Origin of the sequence: Flavobacterium sp. CSZ (genome assembly GCF_015350725.1) — a bacterium.
Classification (GTDB): domain Bacteria; phylum Bacteroidota; class Bacteroidia; order Flavobacteriales; family Flavobacteriaceae; genus Flavobacterium.
On record NZ_JADKPQ010000007.1, the window covers coordinates 217019 to 236283 of the forward strand.

Annotated in this window: 15 protein-coding genes; 11 read left to right on the forward strand and 4 right to left on the reverse strand. The window is 33.4% G+C overall.

The window, feature by feature from the left end; genetic code table 11:
• The first annotated feature begins 41 nt into the window (after positions 1-41).
• The 3 genes from IRZ78_RS10395 to IRZ78_RS10405 are packed head-to-tail and all read left to right on the forward strand — an operon-like array spanning position 42 to position 3416.
• The gene (locus IRZ78_RS10395) at positions 42-992 is read left to right on the forward strand and encodes a FemAB family protein (RefSeq protein ID WP_194616466.1); all 951 of its coding nucleotides are present in this window, start codon (positions 42-44) and stop codon (positions 990-992) included.
• A complete protein-coding gene (locus IRZ78_RS10400) occupies positions 989-2140 on the forward strand; it encodes a DegT/DnrJ/EryC1/StrS family aminotransferase (RefSeq protein WP_194616467.1) in 1152 nt (383 codons plus the stop codon). Before IRZ78_RS10395 ends, IRZ78_RS10400 begins: the two co-directional genes overlap by 4 nt.
• A gap of 1 nt (position 2141) precedes the next feature.
• Positions 2142-3416 carry an O-antigen translocase gene (locus IRZ78_RS10405; RefSeq protein ID WP_228520432.1) on the forward strand — a complete coding sequence of 425 codons (1275 nt, stop codon included), beginning with the start codon at positions 2142-2144 and terminating at the stop codon, positions 3414-3416.
• A gap of 17 nt (positions 3417-3433) precedes the next feature.
• Here the strand turns inward: IRZ78_RS10405 and IRZ78_RS10410 are convergent, their stop codons facing one another.
• On the reverse strand, positions 3434-4318 hold the full coding sequence (locus IRZ78_RS10410; protein ID WP_194616468.1) for a glycosyltransferase: 885 nt from the start codon (positions 4316-4318) through the stop codon (positions 3434-3436).
• A 152-nt stretch (positions 4319-4470) separates the two neighbouring features.
• Here IRZ78_RS10410 and IRZ78_RS10415 point away from each other — a divergent pair, with 152 nt between their 5' ends.
• The gene (locus IRZ78_RS10415; protein ID WP_194616469.1) at positions 4471-5319 is read left to right on the forward strand and encodes a glycosyltransferase family A protein; all 849 of its coding nucleotides are present in this window, start codon (positions 4471-4473) and stop codon (positions 5317-5319) included.
• Complete coding sequence (locus IRZ78_RS10420) at positions 5303-5725, forward strand: FdtA/QdtA family cupin domain-containing protein (RefSeq protein ID WP_194616470.1); 423 nt, start codon at positions 5303-5305, stop codon at positions 5723-5725. The genes IRZ78_RS10415 and IRZ78_RS10420 overlap by 17 nt, the downstream gene beginning before the upstream one ends.
• On the opposite strand, the gene IRZ78_RS10425 is transcribed toward IRZ78_RS10420, so the two are convergent.
• From IRZ78_RS10425 to IRZ78_RS10435, 3 genes are read right to left on the reverse strand one after another with little or no spacing between them, the layout of a single operon-like run.
• A complete protein-coding gene (locus IRZ78_RS10425) occupies positions 5703-6638 on the reverse strand; it encodes a glycosyltransferase family 2 protein (RefSeq protein ID WP_194616471.1) in 936 nt (311 codons plus the stop codon). The two genes, IRZ78_RS10420 and IRZ78_RS10425, sit on opposite strands and share 23 nt — an antisense overlap.
• 6 nt (positions 6639-6644) lie before the next feature.
• On the reverse strand, positions 6645-7532 hold the full coding sequence (locus IRZ78_RS10430) for a glycosyltransferase (protein ID WP_194616472.1): 888 nt from the start codon (positions 7530-7532) through the stop codon (positions 6645-6647).
• On the reverse strand, positions 7532-8215 hold the full coding sequence (locus IRZ78_RS10435) for an ATP-binding cassette domain-containing protein (RefSeq protein ID WP_194616473.1): 684 nt from the start codon (positions 8213-8215) through the stop codon (positions 7532-7534). The genes IRZ78_RS10430 and IRZ78_RS10435 overlap by 1 nt, the downstream gene beginning before the upstream one ends.
• 362 nt (positions 8216-8577) lie before the next feature.
• Here IRZ78_RS10435 and IRZ78_RS10440 point away from each other — a divergent pair, with 362 nt between their 5' ends.
• The 6 genes from IRZ78_RS10440 (at position 8578) to asnB (IRZ78_RS10465) (ending at position 19132) form a co-directional block, all read left to right on the forward strand.
• Positions 8578-11592, forward strand: a complete 3015-nt coding sequence (locus IRZ78_RS10440; RefSeq protein ID WP_194616474.1) for a tetratricopeptide repeat protein — start codon at positions 8578-8580, stop codon at positions 11590-11592.
• A gap of 100 nt (positions 11593-11692) precedes the next feature.
• The gene (locus IRZ78_RS10445; RefSeq protein WP_194616475.1) at positions 11693-12556 is read left to right on the forward strand and encodes a PhzF family phenazine biosynthesis protein; all 864 of its coding nucleotides are present in this window, start codon (positions 11693-11695) and stop codon (positions 12554-12556) included.
• Positions 12557-12724: 168 nt separating this feature from the next.
• On the forward strand, positions 12725-14479 hold the full coding sequence (locus IRZ78_RS10450; RefSeq protein ID WP_194616476.1) for a TonB-dependent receptor: 1755 nt from the start codon (positions 12725-12727) through the stop codon (positions 14477-14479).
• Positions 14480-14627: 148 nt separating this feature from the next.
• Complete coding sequence (locus tag IRZ78_RS10455) at positions 14628-15077, forward strand: hypothetical protein (RefSeq protein ID WP_194616477.1); 450 nt, start codon at positions 14628-14630, stop codon at positions 15075-15077.
• A 440-nt stretch (positions 15078-15517) separates the two neighbouring features.
• Positions 15518-17194, forward strand: coding sequence for an asparagine synthase B (gene asnB / locus IRZ78_RS10460; protein WP_194616478.1), 1677 nt, complete (start codon positions 15518-15520; stop codon positions 17192-17194).
• Positions 17195-17515: 321 nt separating this feature from the next.
• Positions 17516-19132 carry an asparagine synthase B gene (gene asnB / locus IRZ78_RS10465; RefSeq protein ID WP_194616479.1) on the forward strand — a complete coding sequence of 539 codons (1617 nt, stop codon included), beginning with the start codon at positions 17516-17518 and terminating at the stop codon, positions 19130-19132.
• The last annotated feature ends 133 nt before the right edge of the window (positions 19133-19265 follow it).

Here is a 19265-nt window from a genome sequence, read left to right on the forward strand (position 1 = left end):
TAAATTCGTGCGATTCGTGGCAAAAAAAGCAACTATAATAAATGACAAAATATACCGTAAAAAAATACGATCAGAGCGATTGTAAAATCTGGAATGAGTTTATTGCTCAGGCCAAAAACGCTACATTTTTATTTCATCGTGATTTTATGGAATATCATAAAGATCGTTTTGAAGATTTTTCGCTTTTGGTTTATCAGGACGAAAAGCTCATAAGTATTTTGCCTGCCAATAAAGTGGGAAATTCTGTTTATTCGCATCAGGGACTTACCTACGGCGGATTGGTATATGCCAGTAAATTGAAAGGTGAAAAAGTAGAAGCTGTCTTAGACGCCGTTTTACTTTTTTTGAAAGAGAATGCATTTGATACCTTTTATTACAAACCCATTCCAAACTTTTATTTTCCTGAAGGCAATAACGAAGTTGACTTTTTCTTGTTTAAAAGAGGAGCAGTGATAGAGCGAAAAGAAATGAATCTGGCTGTTAATCTTGAATTGCCTTTGCAAATTTCTAAAAGTAAGCTGAAACATTTTAGAAAAATTGAAGATCTTGATTTGGATATAATTGAAGAAGAAGATTTTAATCCTTTTTGGGATGAAATTTTAGCGCCGAGATTATTGGAGAAATTCAATGTAAAACCGGTTCATTCAAAAGAAGAAATCTCACTTTTGAAACAGAAATTCCCCGAAAATATCAGGCAATATTCTGTTTGTCGAAACGATGAAATCATTGCCGGAATTACGATTTTTGAAACCGAAAATGTTATAAAATCGCAATACGGGGCCACATCAAAAAAAGGACAGGGAGTAAGAGCACTTGATTTTTTATTCATTAATTTGATCGAAAAGTACAAAGGAAAAGGCAAACGCTTTTTTGATATGGGAATTGTAAATGAAGAGAATGAAAGCGGCTATCATTCCGGACTTTTAAAACAAAAAGAAGAATTAGGCTGTAGCGTTTACAATCAGGATTTTTATAAAATTGATATAAAATGATACCATTTCTGGACCTAAAAAAAATAAACCAACCTTATGAAACTGCTTTTCAGGAAAAACTGAAATTGGTTTTAGATAATGGCTGGTATATTTTAGGAAAAGAAGTAGAAACATTCGAAAAGGCTTTCGCCGAATATTGCCAAACCAAATATTGCATAGGAGTAGGGAATGGTTTTGATGCTTTGGTCCTGATTTTTAAAGGTTATATTCAACTTGGAAAATTGCAGAAAGGAGATGAAGTTATTGTTCCTGCAAATACTTACATCGCCAGTATTCTGGCTATTTTGCAGGCAGATTTGATTCCGGTTTTAGTTGAGCCAAAATTGGAAACCTACAATATCAACCCGGATTTAATCGAGGAAAAAATTACGTCAAAAACTAAGGCAATTTTAGTGGTTCATCTATACGGTCAGTTGGCTGAAATGGATAAAATAAATGAAATAGCAAATCGAAATAATTTACTAGTTGTTGAAGATGCTGCGCAATCGCATGGAGCTTTTGGGAATTCCAAAAAAAACAAATTCCAAATTCCAAATACGGATGTGCTGGAAAATAATCTAAAATCTAAAATCAGCAATCTAAAATCAGCTACGGCGTATAGTTTTTATCCCGGTAAAAATTTAGGCTGTTTGGGCGATGGCGGAGCCATAAATACAAACGATCCCGAATTGGCAAAAGTGCTTTTTTCGCTTCGTAATTATGGTTCTGATAAAAAGTATTTCAATGAATATATTGGTGTAAATTCAAGATTAGATGAACTTCAGGCGGCGTTTTTGAATGCGAAATTGCCTAATTTAAATAGTGATAACGATAAACGCCAGATTATTGCAAAACGTTATTTAGCAGAGATTAAAAACGATAAAATAACGCTGCCGTTTTGGGATTTATCCAATAATCATGTTTTCCATTTGTTTGTGATCAGAACTTCAAAAAGGGAAGATTTACAGGCTTATTTATCTGAAAATAATATTCAGACGGTGATTCATTATCCGGTTCCTGCGCACAAACAGCAAGCACTTAAGGACTGGAATAATTTATCTTATCCAATAACAGAGAAAATTCATAATGAGGTTTTGAGTCTGCCTATTAGTCCTGTTTTGACAGATGAAGAAGTGAGTTTTATTGTTGATGTTTTAAATCGATATTAGATTGTATTTCCTGAAAAAAATAACGCAAACGACTCTGTTTAAAATCACTTCTTTAAACAGTCTGAGTATTGCAATTAAAATTGGTATAGGTTTAATAACCTCTAAAATATTAGCCATTTTTGTTGGTCCCGGCGGAATGGCTTTGGTGGGGAATTTGCGCAATTTTTTGACTTCATTAGAGAGTATTTCAACTCTTGGTTTTCAAAGCGGAATAATAAAATATGTAGCCGAAAATCAGAAAAACAAAGAAGTTCTAAAAAAAATATTAGCTACGGTTTTTATAAGTTTAGTTTTTATCGCTCTTATATTAAGTGGCATTTTGTATTTTTTTGCTTCTTTCTGGAACAATACTATTTTAAATTCAACTTTCGATTATGGTCTGGTTTTTAAGATCTTGGCGTTGGCTTTGCCCTGGTATGCGGTATCGGTTTTTTTATTGGCGGTTCTGAACGGTTTAAGTCAGTTCAAGAAGGTAATTTGGGTAAATATCATCGGGAATACTTTTGGATTATTGGTTTCTCTTTTCATGATTTTAAAGTTTCAAACATTAGGAGCATTGCTGGCAATTGTTATTACACCTTCTTTACTGTTTTTGGTTACCTTTTATTTTGTACAAAAAGAAATCAATTTTTTAGAGGCCATAAAGTGGCATTTGTATGATTTTAAAATTATAAAAGATTTGTTGCCTTTCTCTTTAATGGCAATAGTTTCATCCGTTTTAGGGCCAATGGTTTATTTGGCTATGAGAAATAGTGTTATTGAAAAATTAGGTATCTATCAGGCAGGTTTTTGGGAAAGTATGACCCGAATTTCAACGTATTATATGCTCTTTGTAAGCACTATATTGTCTGTTTATTTTTTACCGAAATTAGCAATAGCAGAGGGGAATAAAGAAACAAAAAGTATTTTTTGGCAATATTATAAATTTATTTTACCCGTTTTTATACTCGGTGTAGTAGTCGTTTATTTTGCCCGGTTTTTTATCGTTCAGGTATTGTTTACTAAAGAATTTTTACCAGTTGCTTCACTTTTCTTCTGGCAGCTTATAGGTGATGTTTTTAAAGTCGCTTTCCTTATTTTAGGCTATGAGTTTTTTGCTAAAAAATTAACCAAAGCTTTTATTATTGCCGAAGTATCTTCTCTAGCGCTCTTGTATTTTTCGAATTTGGTTTTTATGGAATGCTTTGGAATACAAGGCGTTGTAATGGCTCAGGCTTTTGATAATTTTATTTATCTAGTGGTTTTATGTGTGTATTTTAGAAAAAGTTTATTTTAAAAAACACACCATTTATATCAAAACCTCAATTTCAATTCCAACGGAATATATTTGATAAACAACCCAATATCGTACGTTTTTTGCGCTTTTACCATTTCCTGATGCACTCGTTTTAGAATTGCTTTGTTTTCGGCTTTTGTTTTATTTAATGCAATTGCTTTTTTAATAATAAGATAAGTCGAATGATTTATTTTTCGGGTTCGGGAACTGAATTTTTTATAAAACTGACTTCCCAATGAATTCTCCAGTTCTCTTTTTTGGATCAAAACCGCATCAATAAATTCAAAGTTATAGTTTCGGGCTGTTCTGATCCAAAGGTCTAAATCCTCGTACGCCAGATTTTCATCGTAACCGTTTAGTTCTTCTAAAACTTTCCGTTTTACCATCGAAGAAACAGAACAAATCATGCTGCTTTGGCCTAATATAGACGAATAAATATCTCCAGTAGCTGTTTTTTTTAGTACTTTTTTCTCAGGATTTACTTCGTAATAATAACTGAGATGCGTATTATTCTCTGATATTATTTCGGCATTTCCATAAACTATAGCTAGTTTTTTCTGATCCGAATTTAAAAAAGCACCGATTTGTTTTTCGACACAATTTAGCAATAAAACATCATCGGCCGCAAGATCAATTACATAATCTCCTTTTGCAATCTTCAATGCTTTATTGAACGTTTTGGTATTTCCTAAGTTGGTTTGGTTGCAAATAAATTGTATCTCAGGATGGTTTTGGAGCCAGTTTTTAATGGTTTTTTTAGAAGAATCCGTACTGCAATCGTCCGCAATAATGAGCTCAATATTTTTATAGGTTTGATTTAAAACTGAATTCAATGATTCAACTACAAATTGCTCATGGTTGTAACACAAACAAATAATGGTAACTAATGGAGTTTTTTGCATAAAAGTTGAATATCAAAACGCTTCTTGAAGCATTCAAAAATAAGAAATATTATGCCTGATTGCGTTAAGATTTGCTGAATAGAAAAACAAAACTAAAGAGCAGGTTTTAAATTGTATTCTTTTCGTTTAGTATTTTTTACATTTGCTCTAAGATGGAAGATAAACTAGAAAACTTTTTTACGGAAAATGATGTTGAAATTTTGATTGCTACCATGAATCAGGATTCATTAGATTTTTTAGTTCCAATTTTTCCCTTTCTTCATTTTTCTAATTTCCGAATCTTAATTGTTAATCAAACTCAAGTCGGAAAAAAATTAGAATCAGAATATGCTAAGATCAGAGTTGTAAATTCTTTCGAAAAAGGTTTATCCAAAAGCAGGAATTTGGCACTTGAAAATGCTGTTGGAAAAATCCTTGTAATTGCTGATGATGATGTAGTATATCAGCAAGGATTTATTGCTAAAATAATCAACGTTTATAATCAATTTCCGGATGTAGCCGCAATCAATTTTTGTGCTGTAAAGTCAGATGGAAGTTTGATGAAAAAGTATCCTGATCGTTCTAAAACGAATTTGAATGCCTTTGATATTTTTAATACAAGTTCGATAGAAATGACGCTGAACCGAACAATTTTGGATAAAACTAAAATTAAGTTTGACGAAGATTTCGGGTTAGGAGCAGTCTTTGAAATGGGAGAAGAAGCCATTTTTTTATTTGATATAAAGAACAAAAAACAACAGCTTGTTTTTGAACCTGAGATTATTGTGAAACATCGAGAACCTACATCTTCGGACAAAAAAAGTATCACAGAAAAATATTATATACAAGGTGCATTGTTTAGTAGAATTTTCAAAAGCAATTATATTTATTGGATATTTGTGAAGTTCTTTTTCGATTTAAAACAACAAAAAATAAGATTTCGTGAGCTTAAATCAGCATTTAAAAGTTCAAAAGAAGGACATCAAAAATTGGAAAAACTACAGTATGGCAATAAAAAATAATGGAATACAAATTTTATCCATCCCAAAGATAGAGGACCCGAGAGGTAATCTTTCTGTGATCGAAAATGATATTGTTCCTTTTGGTATTAAGCGCGTTTATTATTTGTACGATGTGCCAAGCGGTTCGGAACGTGGCGGACATGCGCACAAAGAGCTTAAGGAATTTTTGGTTGCTTTAAGCGGTAGTTTTGATGTGGTGCTCAAAGATGGAGAAGAGGAAGAAATCGTGACTTTAAACAAGCCTTATGAAGGTTTATTGATCAATCCGGGAATTTGGCGTGAACTTCAAAATTTTTCTTCGGGATCTGTTTGTTTGGTAGTGGCTTCAGAAGTTTATATCGAAGAAGATTATATCAGGGATTTTGATGAGTTTTTGGAATATTCTAGTGATAAACAGAAAAATTAATTCCCCATTTTTTTAAAAGACGATTTGATTTAAAGAGAAAGCGTAAACAAAAAGGAGGCATATTCAATAAAAAACGAATCTTTAAACTGATATTTTGTTTATCGAGATCTTTTAAATAAAAAGAGCTTTTGTCTTGATATCCAAAAATATAATATTTAAATCCATATTCTATTCGGTACAAATCCAGAAACTTTTTTAGAGAAGGATTTTCCTGTTCAGCGCTTTTAAATGGCGTAAAATCCATTAAGTTCATCGAATTAATATTTTTCTTAGCGAGGCTTTCGGGGATATCATTATTGTAAATGGCCGTAATATTATTGGTTATCGCAATGGGAAATTGTATTCCAATTTTGGTCCACAATTCCAAGTCCTGGCCATTTGTTACACCCGGCGTAAATCCTCTAAAAGTTTCAAGAATTTGTTTGGGTATCGCCAAAGACGAAGTCCAGGTAATTCTAAAAGGAATATTTGAGGCAAAATAATCTTTTACAACTCCGCGAAAAGATTCCTCTACACCAAAATAATACGGAGTTTGAAAGTGGTTTTTGGACGTTTTAATTTTATAGCGTGAACAGTAAATTCCACAATCAGGAAAATGATGATATAAGTGAGCTAATTCTTCGAGATGATTTGAAAACCAATAATCATCAGCATCCAGAAAAGCGATCAGTTTTCCTTTTGATTTTTCTATTCCAAGGTTTCGGGCAACGGAAACACCTTGATTTTTTTGATTAAAGATCTGAATTCTCTCGTCATTCAATTTACGAACCAGAGCTTCGCTTTCATCAGTAGATTCATCATTAATTATAATGATTTCATAATCTGTAAAGGTTTGATTGAGAACACTTTTTATAGTGTTTTCAATATAGCGGGCTTTATTGTATAATGGAATGACAACGGAAAAAAATACCATAATCGATTATTTTTTTAGATTACAATAATAGCCTAATTTATAAAAATCCAGTAGATATAAATCCGGATTTTCTGAAGTTAAATTAGTTAGGATTCGTTTCTTTGTTTTTAGATATATTGCCTTTACAATTCCGGTAAGATATAGTTTATTTAAAATGACATAAAGTTTGCTCAATCTGATTTTTTTAGGATCAATTTTATGAAAGTAAACTAAGTGATGTAAGTTTTTGACCGCTCTTTCGGATTTCTTTATAAAATCGATACTCTCTTCGTTGTTATGGTGAATTAAGGTATTTTCGATATGAGTAACAGCAACTGAATTGAAACGTAGGTTTTCTAGAAAAATAAAATCTTCATATCCGTATTGCTTTATAAATTCCGGAAAAGGGAATTGAAGAAGAATCTCTTTTTTTAAAAGTAAATTCCAGGTAAAAACAAAATCGTACTGATTTTTAAGCCGGTGTTGTAAAGATTTCGTTTCCCTGTTTATACCGTATTTCCATCGCAGTAATTTTTCTTTAGAAGGAATAGTTTCAGGGTATTTAACTCCGCCAAAAATCACATCAGGATTCCATTTCGATAGTATTTCGGTATAATTCTTAAGATAGGATTCATTCTCAGCCAAGGCATCAGCTTCCATAATCAACACATAATCATATCTTGATTTAGCGCATAATACATTGATGTTCTTTCCTCTGCCTAAATTTTCTGCATTAAGGGAGAAAGAACAATTTTCTAATAAATTGATCTTAGAATTTTCAGCAATAAATTCCTTACTGAGATCATCTTGTACAAGGATTTCATATTGAATTCCTAAATTATCGGCTTGTTTTTTAAGCTCTAAAACAAGCGGAAAAACATTATAATTATAAGTAGGAATTAATATAGAAAGCATTACACGCTGCGTTGCACCACTTCAAAAATTCTTTCGTCTTCACATTTTAATGTTTTAGACGGGAATTTTAGCAATAAAGCATAATCGTGAGTCGCCATGATAACCGTTTTACCATTAGCATTGATTTTTTTCAATACTTCAAGAACTTCAGAACTTGTTTGAGGATCAAGGTTTCCGGTTGGTTCATCGGCCAGGATAAATTCAGGGTCGTTAAGCAAAGCTCTTGCAATGGCAACACGTTGCTGCTCACCACCAGAGAGCTGATGCGGCATTTTGTTAACGTATTCTTTCATACCTACTTTGTCCAGAACTTCATCAATTTTACGTTCCATTCCTTCTTTGTCAACCCAACCTGTTGCTCTTAAAACAAAAAGCATATTGTCTTTTATAGAACGGTCCGGAAGTAGTTTGAAATCCTGAAATACGATCCCAATCTTACGTCTCAAATACGGAATATCTTTTTCTTTTAAAGTAGCCAAATCAAACTCAACTATGTGACCTTCACCTTCAGATAAGGGTAAATCTGCATATAAAGTTTTTAAGAAACTACTTTTTCCGGATCCTGTTTTTCCAATGATGTAGATAAATTCACCGTGGTTAACATCCAGATTAATATGAGATAAAATTTTTCTTCCTTCCTGATATATAGTGACTTCTTTAAGAGATAGTACGGTTTGTGACATAATAAATTGATTTGATTGGTAAAAGTAATAAGATAACGCTTCGATTCAAAATAAATTTGAATCATTTCAGTAAGAAAATTTTAAAAGTTGCCACAGATTAAAAGCATTAGAATGATTTTGCTGTTTTTTTAAAGAAAAATTGAATTTAATTTTTGAGAATCTTTGAGATCTGTGACAATAAAAATAAACAGAATTTTAATATTGGTAAAACAATTATAGCTCAGAAAGTTTGAGAACCAATATTTTGGAGTCTAATAAGCTGTTTTATAACAACCATTAAAATATTTGTTCATAATAAAAGGCTGAAACGTTTCGTTATAAACGGTATAAAATGATACATTTGAATACTAAATATAATTAAAATGCGTAAACTTTCCTGGTTCTTTTTATTACCAATTATCCTTTTTTCGACCATAGTTTCGGCACAAAAATCAGCTATTTACACTTACGATTTAAAGGAATTTGACAAAGCACTGGCTTTATATAATGACAAACAATATGCCTCGGCACAACTTATTTTCGAACATGTAAAAAACAACGCTACGACCGAAGAAGTTCAGTCAGATTGTGCTTATTATATCGCCAATTGTGCCATTAGAACCAATAAAGCAAATGCTGATGCTTTGATGGAAAAATTCGTAACCGATTATCCGACAAGCACCAAACAAAATCAGGCTTATATCGAGGTTGCACAGTATTTCTTCGAGCAGGGAAATTACCCAAAAGCGCTCCAATGGTTTGATAAAGTAGATGAAAGTTACATGAGCAAATCAGACTCGGATAAATTTAATTTCCAGAAAGGTTATGCTTATTTCAATGCCAAAAAGAAAAAAGAAGCGACAACTTATTTTAATAAAGTGGTGAATTCTTCTGAATTTGGTTCTCAGGCCAAATATTATTTAGGTTTCATGGCCTATGAAGGTGATGATTACAAAGAAGCAACCAAATATTTTGATGAAGTTTCGGGCGAAGAAAAATACAAAGAGAAGCTCTCGTATTATCAGGCTGATATGAATTTCAAGTTAGGAAATTTCCAAAAAGCAATTGATTTGGGACAAAAAGCAATGTCTAAATCGAATGAACTTGAAAAATCAGAACTAAATAAAATCATCGGCGAAAGTTATTTCAATTTAAAACAATACGACAAAGCAATTCCGTTTTTAGAGCAATATGCAGGTAAAAAAGGAAAATGGAATAATACCGATTTCTACCAGTTAGGTTATGCCTATTATGAGCAAAAAGAGTATGAAAAAGCGATTTCCCAGTTCAATAAAATCATTGAAGGAAAAGATTTCGTAGCTCAAAATGCCTATTACCACTTAGGTTTGGCTTATTTGAATACGGGCAAAAAACAAGAAGCTTTAAACGCTTTTAAAAATGCATCTGAAATGGATTTTAATGCACAAATTCAGGAAGATGCGGCTTTGAATTATGCCAAAGTGAGTTATGATATTGGTAATGCGTATCAGACTGTTCCGGCAATTTTACTTGATTTCCTGAAAAAATATCCAAACAATTCAAGCAGATCTGAAGTAGAAAAATTATTGGTTGATTCTTATATCTCGACTAAAAACTACAAAGAAGCTTTGACTTTATTGGAAAAAAACAGATCGGCAGAAAATAAAGCTGCGTATCAAAAAGTACTTTTCTATAGAGGACTAGAATTGTATAATGAATCGAATTATCAGGAAGCGGGAAAAATGTTTAAAAGCGCGATCAGCGAACAAAAAACTCCTGAGTTTACAGCCCGCGCCACTTTCTGGAAAGCAGAAACAGAATATGTTACTGCCGATTTTCAAAATGCATTATTGAGCTACAAACAGTTTGCTGGATTGGCTGCAGCCAAATCAACTGATGAATATAAAAACATCAATTACAATATTGGATACACCTATTTTAAACTAAAAGAATACGATCAAGCAGGAAATTCATTTCAGGCACAAATCGACAATTCAAAAGAAGATAAAGTTCGTCTGAATGATTCGTATTTGCGTTTGGGAGATTGCCGTTTTGTAAATTCAAAATATACTGCTGCCAATGAAGCTTACGCCAAAGCCATCGAAGCAAGAGGCGTTGATGCTGATTATGCTCAGTTTCAAAAAGCGATTTCTTATGGATTCATGTCTAAAAATGATAAGAAAATTGATGAGCTGAACAATTTCCTTTTGATGTATAAAAAATCAGAATATCGCGACGATGCATTGTATGAATTAGGAAATACGTATGCCGCAGAGAAAAAGAACGATCAGGCGCTTAAAACCTATGATCAGTTAATTTCTGAATATAAAAACGGAGCTTTTACTTCAAAATCAATTTTAAAACAAGGTTTGATTTATTACAACTCAGATCGTGATGCTCTGGCTTTGACTAAATTCAAAAAAGTAGCTGCTGAATTCCCAAAAACTCCCGAAGCTTTAGAAGCAGTTTCTACAGCGAGATTGATTTATGTAGATTCAGGAAAAGTAGATGAATATGCAACCTGGGTTCGTACATTAGATTTCGTTGCTGTTACAGATGCTGAATTGGATAATGATACTTATGATGCCGCTTTTAAACAATACAGCCAAAATAACAGCAAACTGGCTATTACTGGTTTTACAGGTTATATCAATAAATTTCAATCAGGACTTCATTCATTAGAGGCTAATTTCTACTTGGCACAATTGTATTATACGGAAGGTTCAGAGACGAAATCGGTAGCCAATTACCAATATGTAATCGATCAGCCAAGAAGCGAATTCACAGAGCAATCCTTAATGAAGTTAGCACAGATATATTTAAAAGCAAAAGATTGCGATAAATCGATTCCGGTCTTAAAACGCTTAGATGACGAAGCTGATTCAGCTCAAAATAAAAGTTTTGCGCAAGCGAACTTAATGAAATGTTACTACGACAAGAAAGATTATGATAACTCGGTTACCTATGCAGATAAGGTATTGCAAAATGCAAAAGCAGATACAAACGTAAAAGCCGACGCACAAATTATCGTAGCACGTGCTGCAATGCAAACAGGAGATGAAGACAAAGCGAAAGCAGCTTACGCAAAATTATCAACAACATCAAAAGGAGAATTAGCAGCAGAAGCGTTGTATTACGATGCTTATTTTAAAACGAAAGAAAGCAAGTTTGATGCTTCGAACGTTTCAGTTCAAAAATTGGCTAAAAATTATTCGGCTTATAAATATTACGGAGCGAAAAGTTTGGTGTTGATGGCGAAAAACTTCTACGGACTAAAAGACAGTTATCAGGCAACTTATATTTTAGATAACGTAATCAACAATTTCACTGATTATCCGGATGTTGTCGAAGAAGCTAAAAAAGAGTTGGCAGCTATAAAAGCAGAAGAGTCTAAGACAAATTCTTCGATTAATAAATAAGAATAAAGAGCATAGAATGCAGAAAATAGAAAAAAAGAGGCAAGAAGAAAGATTGCTGAAAAGTCTTTTCTCTATTTTCTAAGAAAAAAAAAGAAAAATAATGAGTTTACCTTTTTACATAGTTGATGTTTTTGCGGATAAAAAATATGCCGGTAATCAATTGGCTGTTTTTATGGATGCAGGGAATTTAAGTTCGGCAGAAATGCAGCAAATTGCGCGTGAAATTAATTTCGCCGAAAGCACTTTTATCACCAAACTTGATAAAGAAAATAATAAAGCCGAGATAAAAATATTTACACCATCTCAGGAGATGCAATTTGCGGGACATCCGATAATTGGAACTTCATGGGTTTTGATAAATAAAATATTTGATAATTCGCCGGAGAATATAAAATTAAACGTTCCAATTGGACCCATTGCAATTCATCAATCGGAAGGTTTGATTTGGTTAAAAGCTGCTCAGCCGAAATTTTGGGATATTTTTTCGAAAGAAGATATTACAGTATTTAGTAATCTAAAAAATCACGATTTTGAAAATCAGTTTCCTATTCAGGAAGTAACGACCGGAAGCGCTTTTGTAATGGTTGGATTAAGCAGTAAAAGAGCGTTGGAAAATTTAGTCTTAGACAAAGATAAAACCGACAAATGGCTTAAAAAGAATTGCAAAACAGCACACAGAGGTTTATACTTTTATTATTTGGAGGGTTCGAAATTGTTTAGCAGAATGTTGTGTGTCGAACACAATCAATTGGTAGAAGATGCAGCAACAGGAAGCGCGAGTACTTGTTTGCAGGCTTTTCTATTAAAATATCATAAACCTGAATTTGAACTGATCAATTATCAGGGAGATTATATGGGTCGTCCCTCTCAGATTTATTTTAAAGGGAAATTAACCGACAATGATTTTGATATTCAAATAGGAGGAAAGGCTCAGTTTGTAGCCAAAGGCGAGTGGGAAGCTTAATTGAAAGATAATAGAATAAAGAATAAAGAATAAAGAAAATAGAACAAAGAATAAAGAGAATAGAATATAGATTTTAGAATAAAGAACAAAGAGTTTGAGTAGAATAAAAAGGATTTAGCATAGTCTATTTTCTATATTCTTTACTCTATACTCTTAAAAAGAAGAAATATGAAAATTAATTGCCATAATAAAATCATCATTTTACTAGTATTGTTTGTTGTTCAGCTTTCGTTTGCTCAAAAGAAAAAAGAGGAAACTATAGGAACAGAAACGGTAAATGTGGTAAAACCTTATTCGCCAACAATTTCGGATGCATTTAAAGTGAAAGAAACTCCTTCGCTTGACGATACCGGAAATCAGCCGAAAGAAACTATCAAGTATAGTATTCTCTCGGTTCCTGTGGCATCTACATTTACGCCGTCAAAAGGAAAAGCGGAAGGTGTTGAGAAATCAAAAAGAGAAAAACTGTTTAATAATTATGCCACTTTAGGAGTTGGGAATTACGGAACTCTAAATGCTGAATTATTCGTGAATCAGGATTTAGGAAACAATGATTACGTGGCAGGAATGTTTCGTCACCACTCTTCGCAAGGCGGAATCAAAGATGTAGATTTAAATGATGAGTTTTATGATACGGCATTAAATGTAGGTTACGGTGTAAACAATCGCGATATGTCATGGAATGTTGATTTGGGTTATCAAAACCAGGTGTATAACTGGTACGGTTTACCAGCTGATTTTGGTTCGACTTTGGCAGGACAAACTCGTGATGATTTAATTCGGGGGATTAGTCCAAATCATTCTTATAATACGATTTCATTGGGTGGAAATGTCGAATTTAATGAAGGAATCTTTAGTAAAATATCCACTAAATTCACACATTTTTCAGATAGTTTCTCTTCTTCAGAAAATCGCTTTTATGTAAAGCCTTCTTTCAAGGTAGAAGTAATGGATCAATCCATTAATACTAATATTATTGTGGATCACGTAAGCGGATCTTTCGAGCATAATTATGCGCGTGATAATACAAGTCCTTTAAAATACAGTTTAACTAATTTTGGTATTGAGCCAAGTTTTGTAATTCTTGAAAACGACTGGACATTAGAACTAGGAGCAGGATTGTTCTACGGTTTGGATTCTGAGAACAGCGGAAACAAATTTTATATTTATCCAAAAGTAAACGCTTCATACAAATTAGTAGGCGATTTAATGATTTTCTACACAGGAGTAAATGGTAGTTTAGAACAAAATTCTTATGCCGATTTTGTAAATGATAATCCGTTTTTGTCGCCAACTTTAAACATGCGACCAACTAGTAATCAATACACTGTTTTTGCAGGTTTAAAAGGTAAATTGGCCAACAATATCAATTATAATCTTACGGGTTCATACCTGAATGAAAAAGACAAAGCATTATACAAAGGCAACGATTATACAGAAGATTTCTCGAATCAGAATTATGCTTTCGGAAACTCTTTTGCAGTGGTGTATGATGACGTAAGAACATTTCGTTTCTATGGAGAATTGAAAGCTGATTTTTCAAGAAATATATCTTTTGGAATCAACGGAACTTTTAATAGTTATAAATACGATGGTATCGAAGCGTGGAATTTACCATCAATGAAAATAAGTTCAAATCTTGATGTAAACATTACCAAACAATGGTATGCAGGTTTGAATGTTTTCTTTGTAGGAGAACGTAAAGACATGCAATCGAACTTAGATTTAGGAACTGATCCGGTGATTACAACTCTAAAAAGCTATTTTGATGCCAATGCGCATTTAGGATACAAATACAACGAACGTTTGACTTGTTTCCTGAAGTTGAATAATATTGGAAACCAGGCGTACGAAAAATGGCTGAATTATCCAGTACAAGGATTTCAGGTATTAGTGGGAGCAAATTATAAATTCGATTTTTAAGTTCTTGCCACAAAGGCGCTAAGCCACAAAGGTTTTTTATAAAGTTTCAGGCCACCAATTCACGAATTTAGTTAAAAATAATTCGTGAATTTGTGGCTAACTTTTTTTTACGATCTTTGCAACTTAGCGCCTTTGTGGCAGACAACCTATGGAATTCAAACAAAAAATACATTCTCATTACCTGCAAATGGTTCAGGACCGAATAGATGTTTTCAGGGACATGATTTCGGCTTTGACCGAAGATTCTAAAAACGATGCAAAAGGTTCTGCCGGGGATAAGCATGAAACTGCTTTGTCGATGATGCATATCGAACAGGAAAAACTTACTAATAAACTAAAAGAAGCGATTACTCAAAAAGCGATTCTGGATAAAATTGACGCTTTAAAAACAACTGAAAATATCATTTCTGGAAGTTTGGTAAAAGCCAACGGAATCTATTTGTATGTAAGTGTTGCGCTTCCTAAAATTGCAATTGATGGAATCAATGTTATTGCACTTTCTCCGCAATCTCCTTTGGGATCTCATTTAATGGGAAATAAAGTGGGGTTTACTTTTGAGATTAATAAGACGCATTACACGATTCAAAACGTTGATTAGTCTGTAAAAATAATCGACCAAGAACTTTGACAAAGTTTAAGTAAGCACAGAATATTTCATTCAGAGGAAAGAATAATTCTTCTTAACAATCAGAAAGGTGAGATAACTGTAAAGTATGGCAAAAACGACAAGATTGACAAAAACAACAGTTCCTCAACGATATTTCTTCTTCTCTTTGTTAATCTTTCAATGATTTTTAAATATCATAAAATTTAATTCAAAGATCTCTTTAAAACCTTGTGTTTTGTGCTTTGTTTTAGTTCTAAATTGAAATTTTCAAGTTTGAGCCTTTTTTTTGGGTTAAAATTTTACATTTTATATGTAAAAACAACTTTTCGCTTTTAAATTATAACTGAAATGAATATTTATGTTTTTCAATTGTAACCATTAATGCATCTTTGCCCTATCAAAATAAAATTTATAATAAAAAATATATAGTTATGTGTGGAATCGTATGTGCCTTTGATCTAAAACAAAAAGCCGAAACATTAAGACCTCAAGTATTAGAAATGTCTAAAATCATTCGTCACCGTGGACCGGACTGGAGCGGAATTTATAGCAATGATAAAGCAATTCTTTCTCACGAGCGTTTGGCAATTGTAGATCCAGCTTCAGGAAAACAACCTTTATTTACAGAAGATAAAAAATTGGTTTTGGCTGCAAATGGTGAGATTTACAACCACAGAGAATTGCGTAAACAATTTGAAGGAAAGTATAACTTTCAGACAGAAAGTGATTGTGAAGTTATCTTGGCGCTTTACAAAGAAAAAGGACCTCACTTTGTAGATGAAATGAACGGAATCTTCGGATTTGCGATTTATGATGTTGAGAAAGATGAGTACTTTATCGCTCGTGACCATATGGGAATTATTCCATTGTACATTGGTTGGGATCAGCACGGAACTTTTTATGTAGCTTCTGAATTGAAAGCTTTAGAAGGATATTGCACAAAAATTCAATTATTCCCTCCGGGACATTATATGACAAGCAAAGACGGTGAATTTGTACAATGGTACAAAAGAGACTGGACAGAATATGATGCGGTAAAAGACAATGAAACAAGTATTACTGCAATTAAAGAAGCACTTGAAGCAGCAGTTCACAGACAATTAATGAGTGATGTTCCTTACGGAGTTTTACTTTCTGGAGGTTTAGATTCGTCTATTACTTCGGCTGTAGCCAAAAAATTTGCACAAAAACGTATTGAGTCAGATGATACGACCGATGCCTGGTACCCGCAATTGCACTCTTTCTCAGTAGGATTAGATGGTTCTCCTGATTTAGCAGCAGCTCAGGTTGTGGCAAAACATATCGGAACAATTCACCACGAAATCAAATTCACCATTCAGGAAGGTTTAGATGCAGTTCGTGATGTAATTTATAACTTAGAAACATATGATGTAACTACAGTTAGAGCATCAACTCCTATGTGGCTAATGGCGAGAGTTATTAAATCAATGGGAATCAAAATGGTTCTTTCTGGTGAAGGTGCAGATGAATTATTCGGAGGATATTTATACTTCCACAAAGCACCAAACGCAAGAGAATTTCACGAGGAAAACGTTCGTAAATTAGGTAAACTTCATATGTACGATTGTTTACGTGCTAATAAAAGTTTGGCAGCCTGGGGAATCGAAGGTCGTGTACCGTTCTTAGACAAAGAATTTATGGATGTTGCCATGCGCATCAATCCACAAGATAAAATGATCAACAAAGAACACCCAATGGAAAAATGGGTAGTTCGTAAAGCTTTTGAAGATATGCTTCCTGAAAGTGTAGCATGGAGACAAAAAGAACAATTTTCTGATGGAGTAGGATACAGCTGGATTGATACTTTGAAAGAAGTGGTAGCCAAAGAAGTTTCCGATGAGCAATTGGCAAATGCGAAATATAAATTCCCATTGCAAACCCCAACTTCTAAAGAAGAATATTACTACCGTTCGATTTTTGCAGAACACTTCCCAAGTGATGCAGCAGCATTATGTGTGCCGCAGGAAGCAAGTGTGGCTTGTAGTACAAAAATTGCTTTGGAGTGGGATGAAGCTTTCAAAAACATGAACGATCCATCAGGAAGAGCTGTAGCAAGTGTACATGATGACGCTTACGCGAAAGCATAAAAACAGGAATTTTTAGAATTAGTATATATTATATTTCCGAAAGACGTTCTCAATGCTGAGAGCGTTTTTCTTGTCTTATAATGTTAAATTATATTATTTCAGTTACTTAAAATTATTTTTCAATAATTATTTAAGTTTCTTTTTTATATTTGGCATTCGCCGAAATAATATTAAATCGCTTATGTTGTAGCGATATGAGTATATAAAAGCGGAATTTAATATTTGGTTTAGCTGAAAATTAGAGGACTATAAAAGGTTTTGTATTAGGCTTACCTCTTTTAGTTGTGAGTAAAATTAAAAGAAATAAAAAAATAGAATAGTATGTCTGGATTATTGGCTGTTATTGGTAAAGGAAAAGACCCGCAACTCGTAAAAGAGCTTTCTTCAAGAATGTCGCATCGTGGTCCTGATGAAAGTGATTTGCATATTATGGAAAATGGCAGTATTATTTGTCATGAAAGTCTATCAATTATCGATCTTAAATCAGGTAAGCAGCCTATTCAGGGAACAAATAAAGCCTGGATGGTGCATGACGGAGAAATTTATAACTACCAGGAATTAAAAGATACAGTTTTAAAAGAGCATACTTTTAGAACAAAATCAGATTCTGAAGTAATTGTGCATTTGTACGAAGAATTTGGATACAAATTTTGTAATATGCTTGATGGCGATTTTGCTTTTGTGATTATCGATGGTGATAATTACATTGCGGCAAGAGATGCTGTAGGTGTTAAACCTTTGTATTATGGACTGGACGAAAGAGGAAGAATTTATTTCTCTTCAGAAATGAAATCAATTGCAGATCAGTGTAAGTCATTTTCGACTTTTCCTCCCGGACATTATTATACCGGTAAAACAGGTTTTGTAAAATATTATAATCCGGACTATGAGGATCATTCGAATGCGAATAAATCTTTAGACCTGGATTTGGTTCGCCAATCATTAATCGAGGCTACGCGTAAACGTTTAATGAGCGAAGTTCCGGTTGGCGTATTGCTTTCCGGAGGTTTGGATTCTTCATTGACATCAGCAATTGCATCGCGAATATTAAAAGATAGCGGGCAAAAGCTACATTCGTTTTCTATTGGTCTTGATGCAGATTCGCCTGATAATGCTGTGGCAAGAAAAGCTGCTGAATTTTTAGGGACCGAACATCACGAAATACATTTTACGGTAGAAGAAGGTGTTGCTATTTTAGAAAAAGTAATTTATCATATCGAGACTTACGATATCATTTCAGTACGATCCGGGGTTCCAATGTATTTATTGTCGAAAGCCATAGCCGATCAGGGAATTAAAGTAATTCTTTCGGGTGAAGGTGCCGATGAGGTTTTTGGAGGTCATTTGTATTTTAGAAATGCTCCATCTGCAGAAGAATTTCAGGATGAAACGATCGAAAGAGTCCAGAAGTTATTTACTGCCGATTTATTACGTGCCGATAAAACAACTATGGCGCACGGATTAGAAGCCAGAATTCCGTTTTTAGACAAAGATTTTTTAGATGTTGCTATTCGAATTAAAACCGAAGAAAAACAGCCCAAAACATACGATGGTGTCGAAAAATACATTTTAAGAAAAGCATTCGATACAGCTGAAAATCCTTATTTGCCAGCTGAAGTTTTATGGAGACAAAAAGAGCAATTTTCTGATGGAGTAGGATACAATTGGATCGATGAATTGATCGAGTATTGCGCAACACAGATTTCAGACGAGCAATTGGCAGGAGCAAGTGCAGAATTTCCGTATAATTCGCCAACGACCAAAGAAGCGTATCTTTACAGGTCTATTTTCCATAAATTTTATCCACAGGTTAGCGCGGCGCAAACCGTTCGAAAATGGATTCCCAAATGGCAGGAAAACCAGGATCCAAGTGGAAGGGCTAATGCAGCTCACTTAAAAGGAAATTTCGAAAGCGTAAAATCCGGAGTAGAAGTTTAATGTTTTAAATTCCAGTAAAAATAAATTCCAAATTCTAATTTGGATTAAAATAATATAAAATCCGAAAGAGCATTTAAAGTGTTTATTTCGGATTTTTTTGTGCGTAAATTTTATCATTACGGGTTACCGTAAA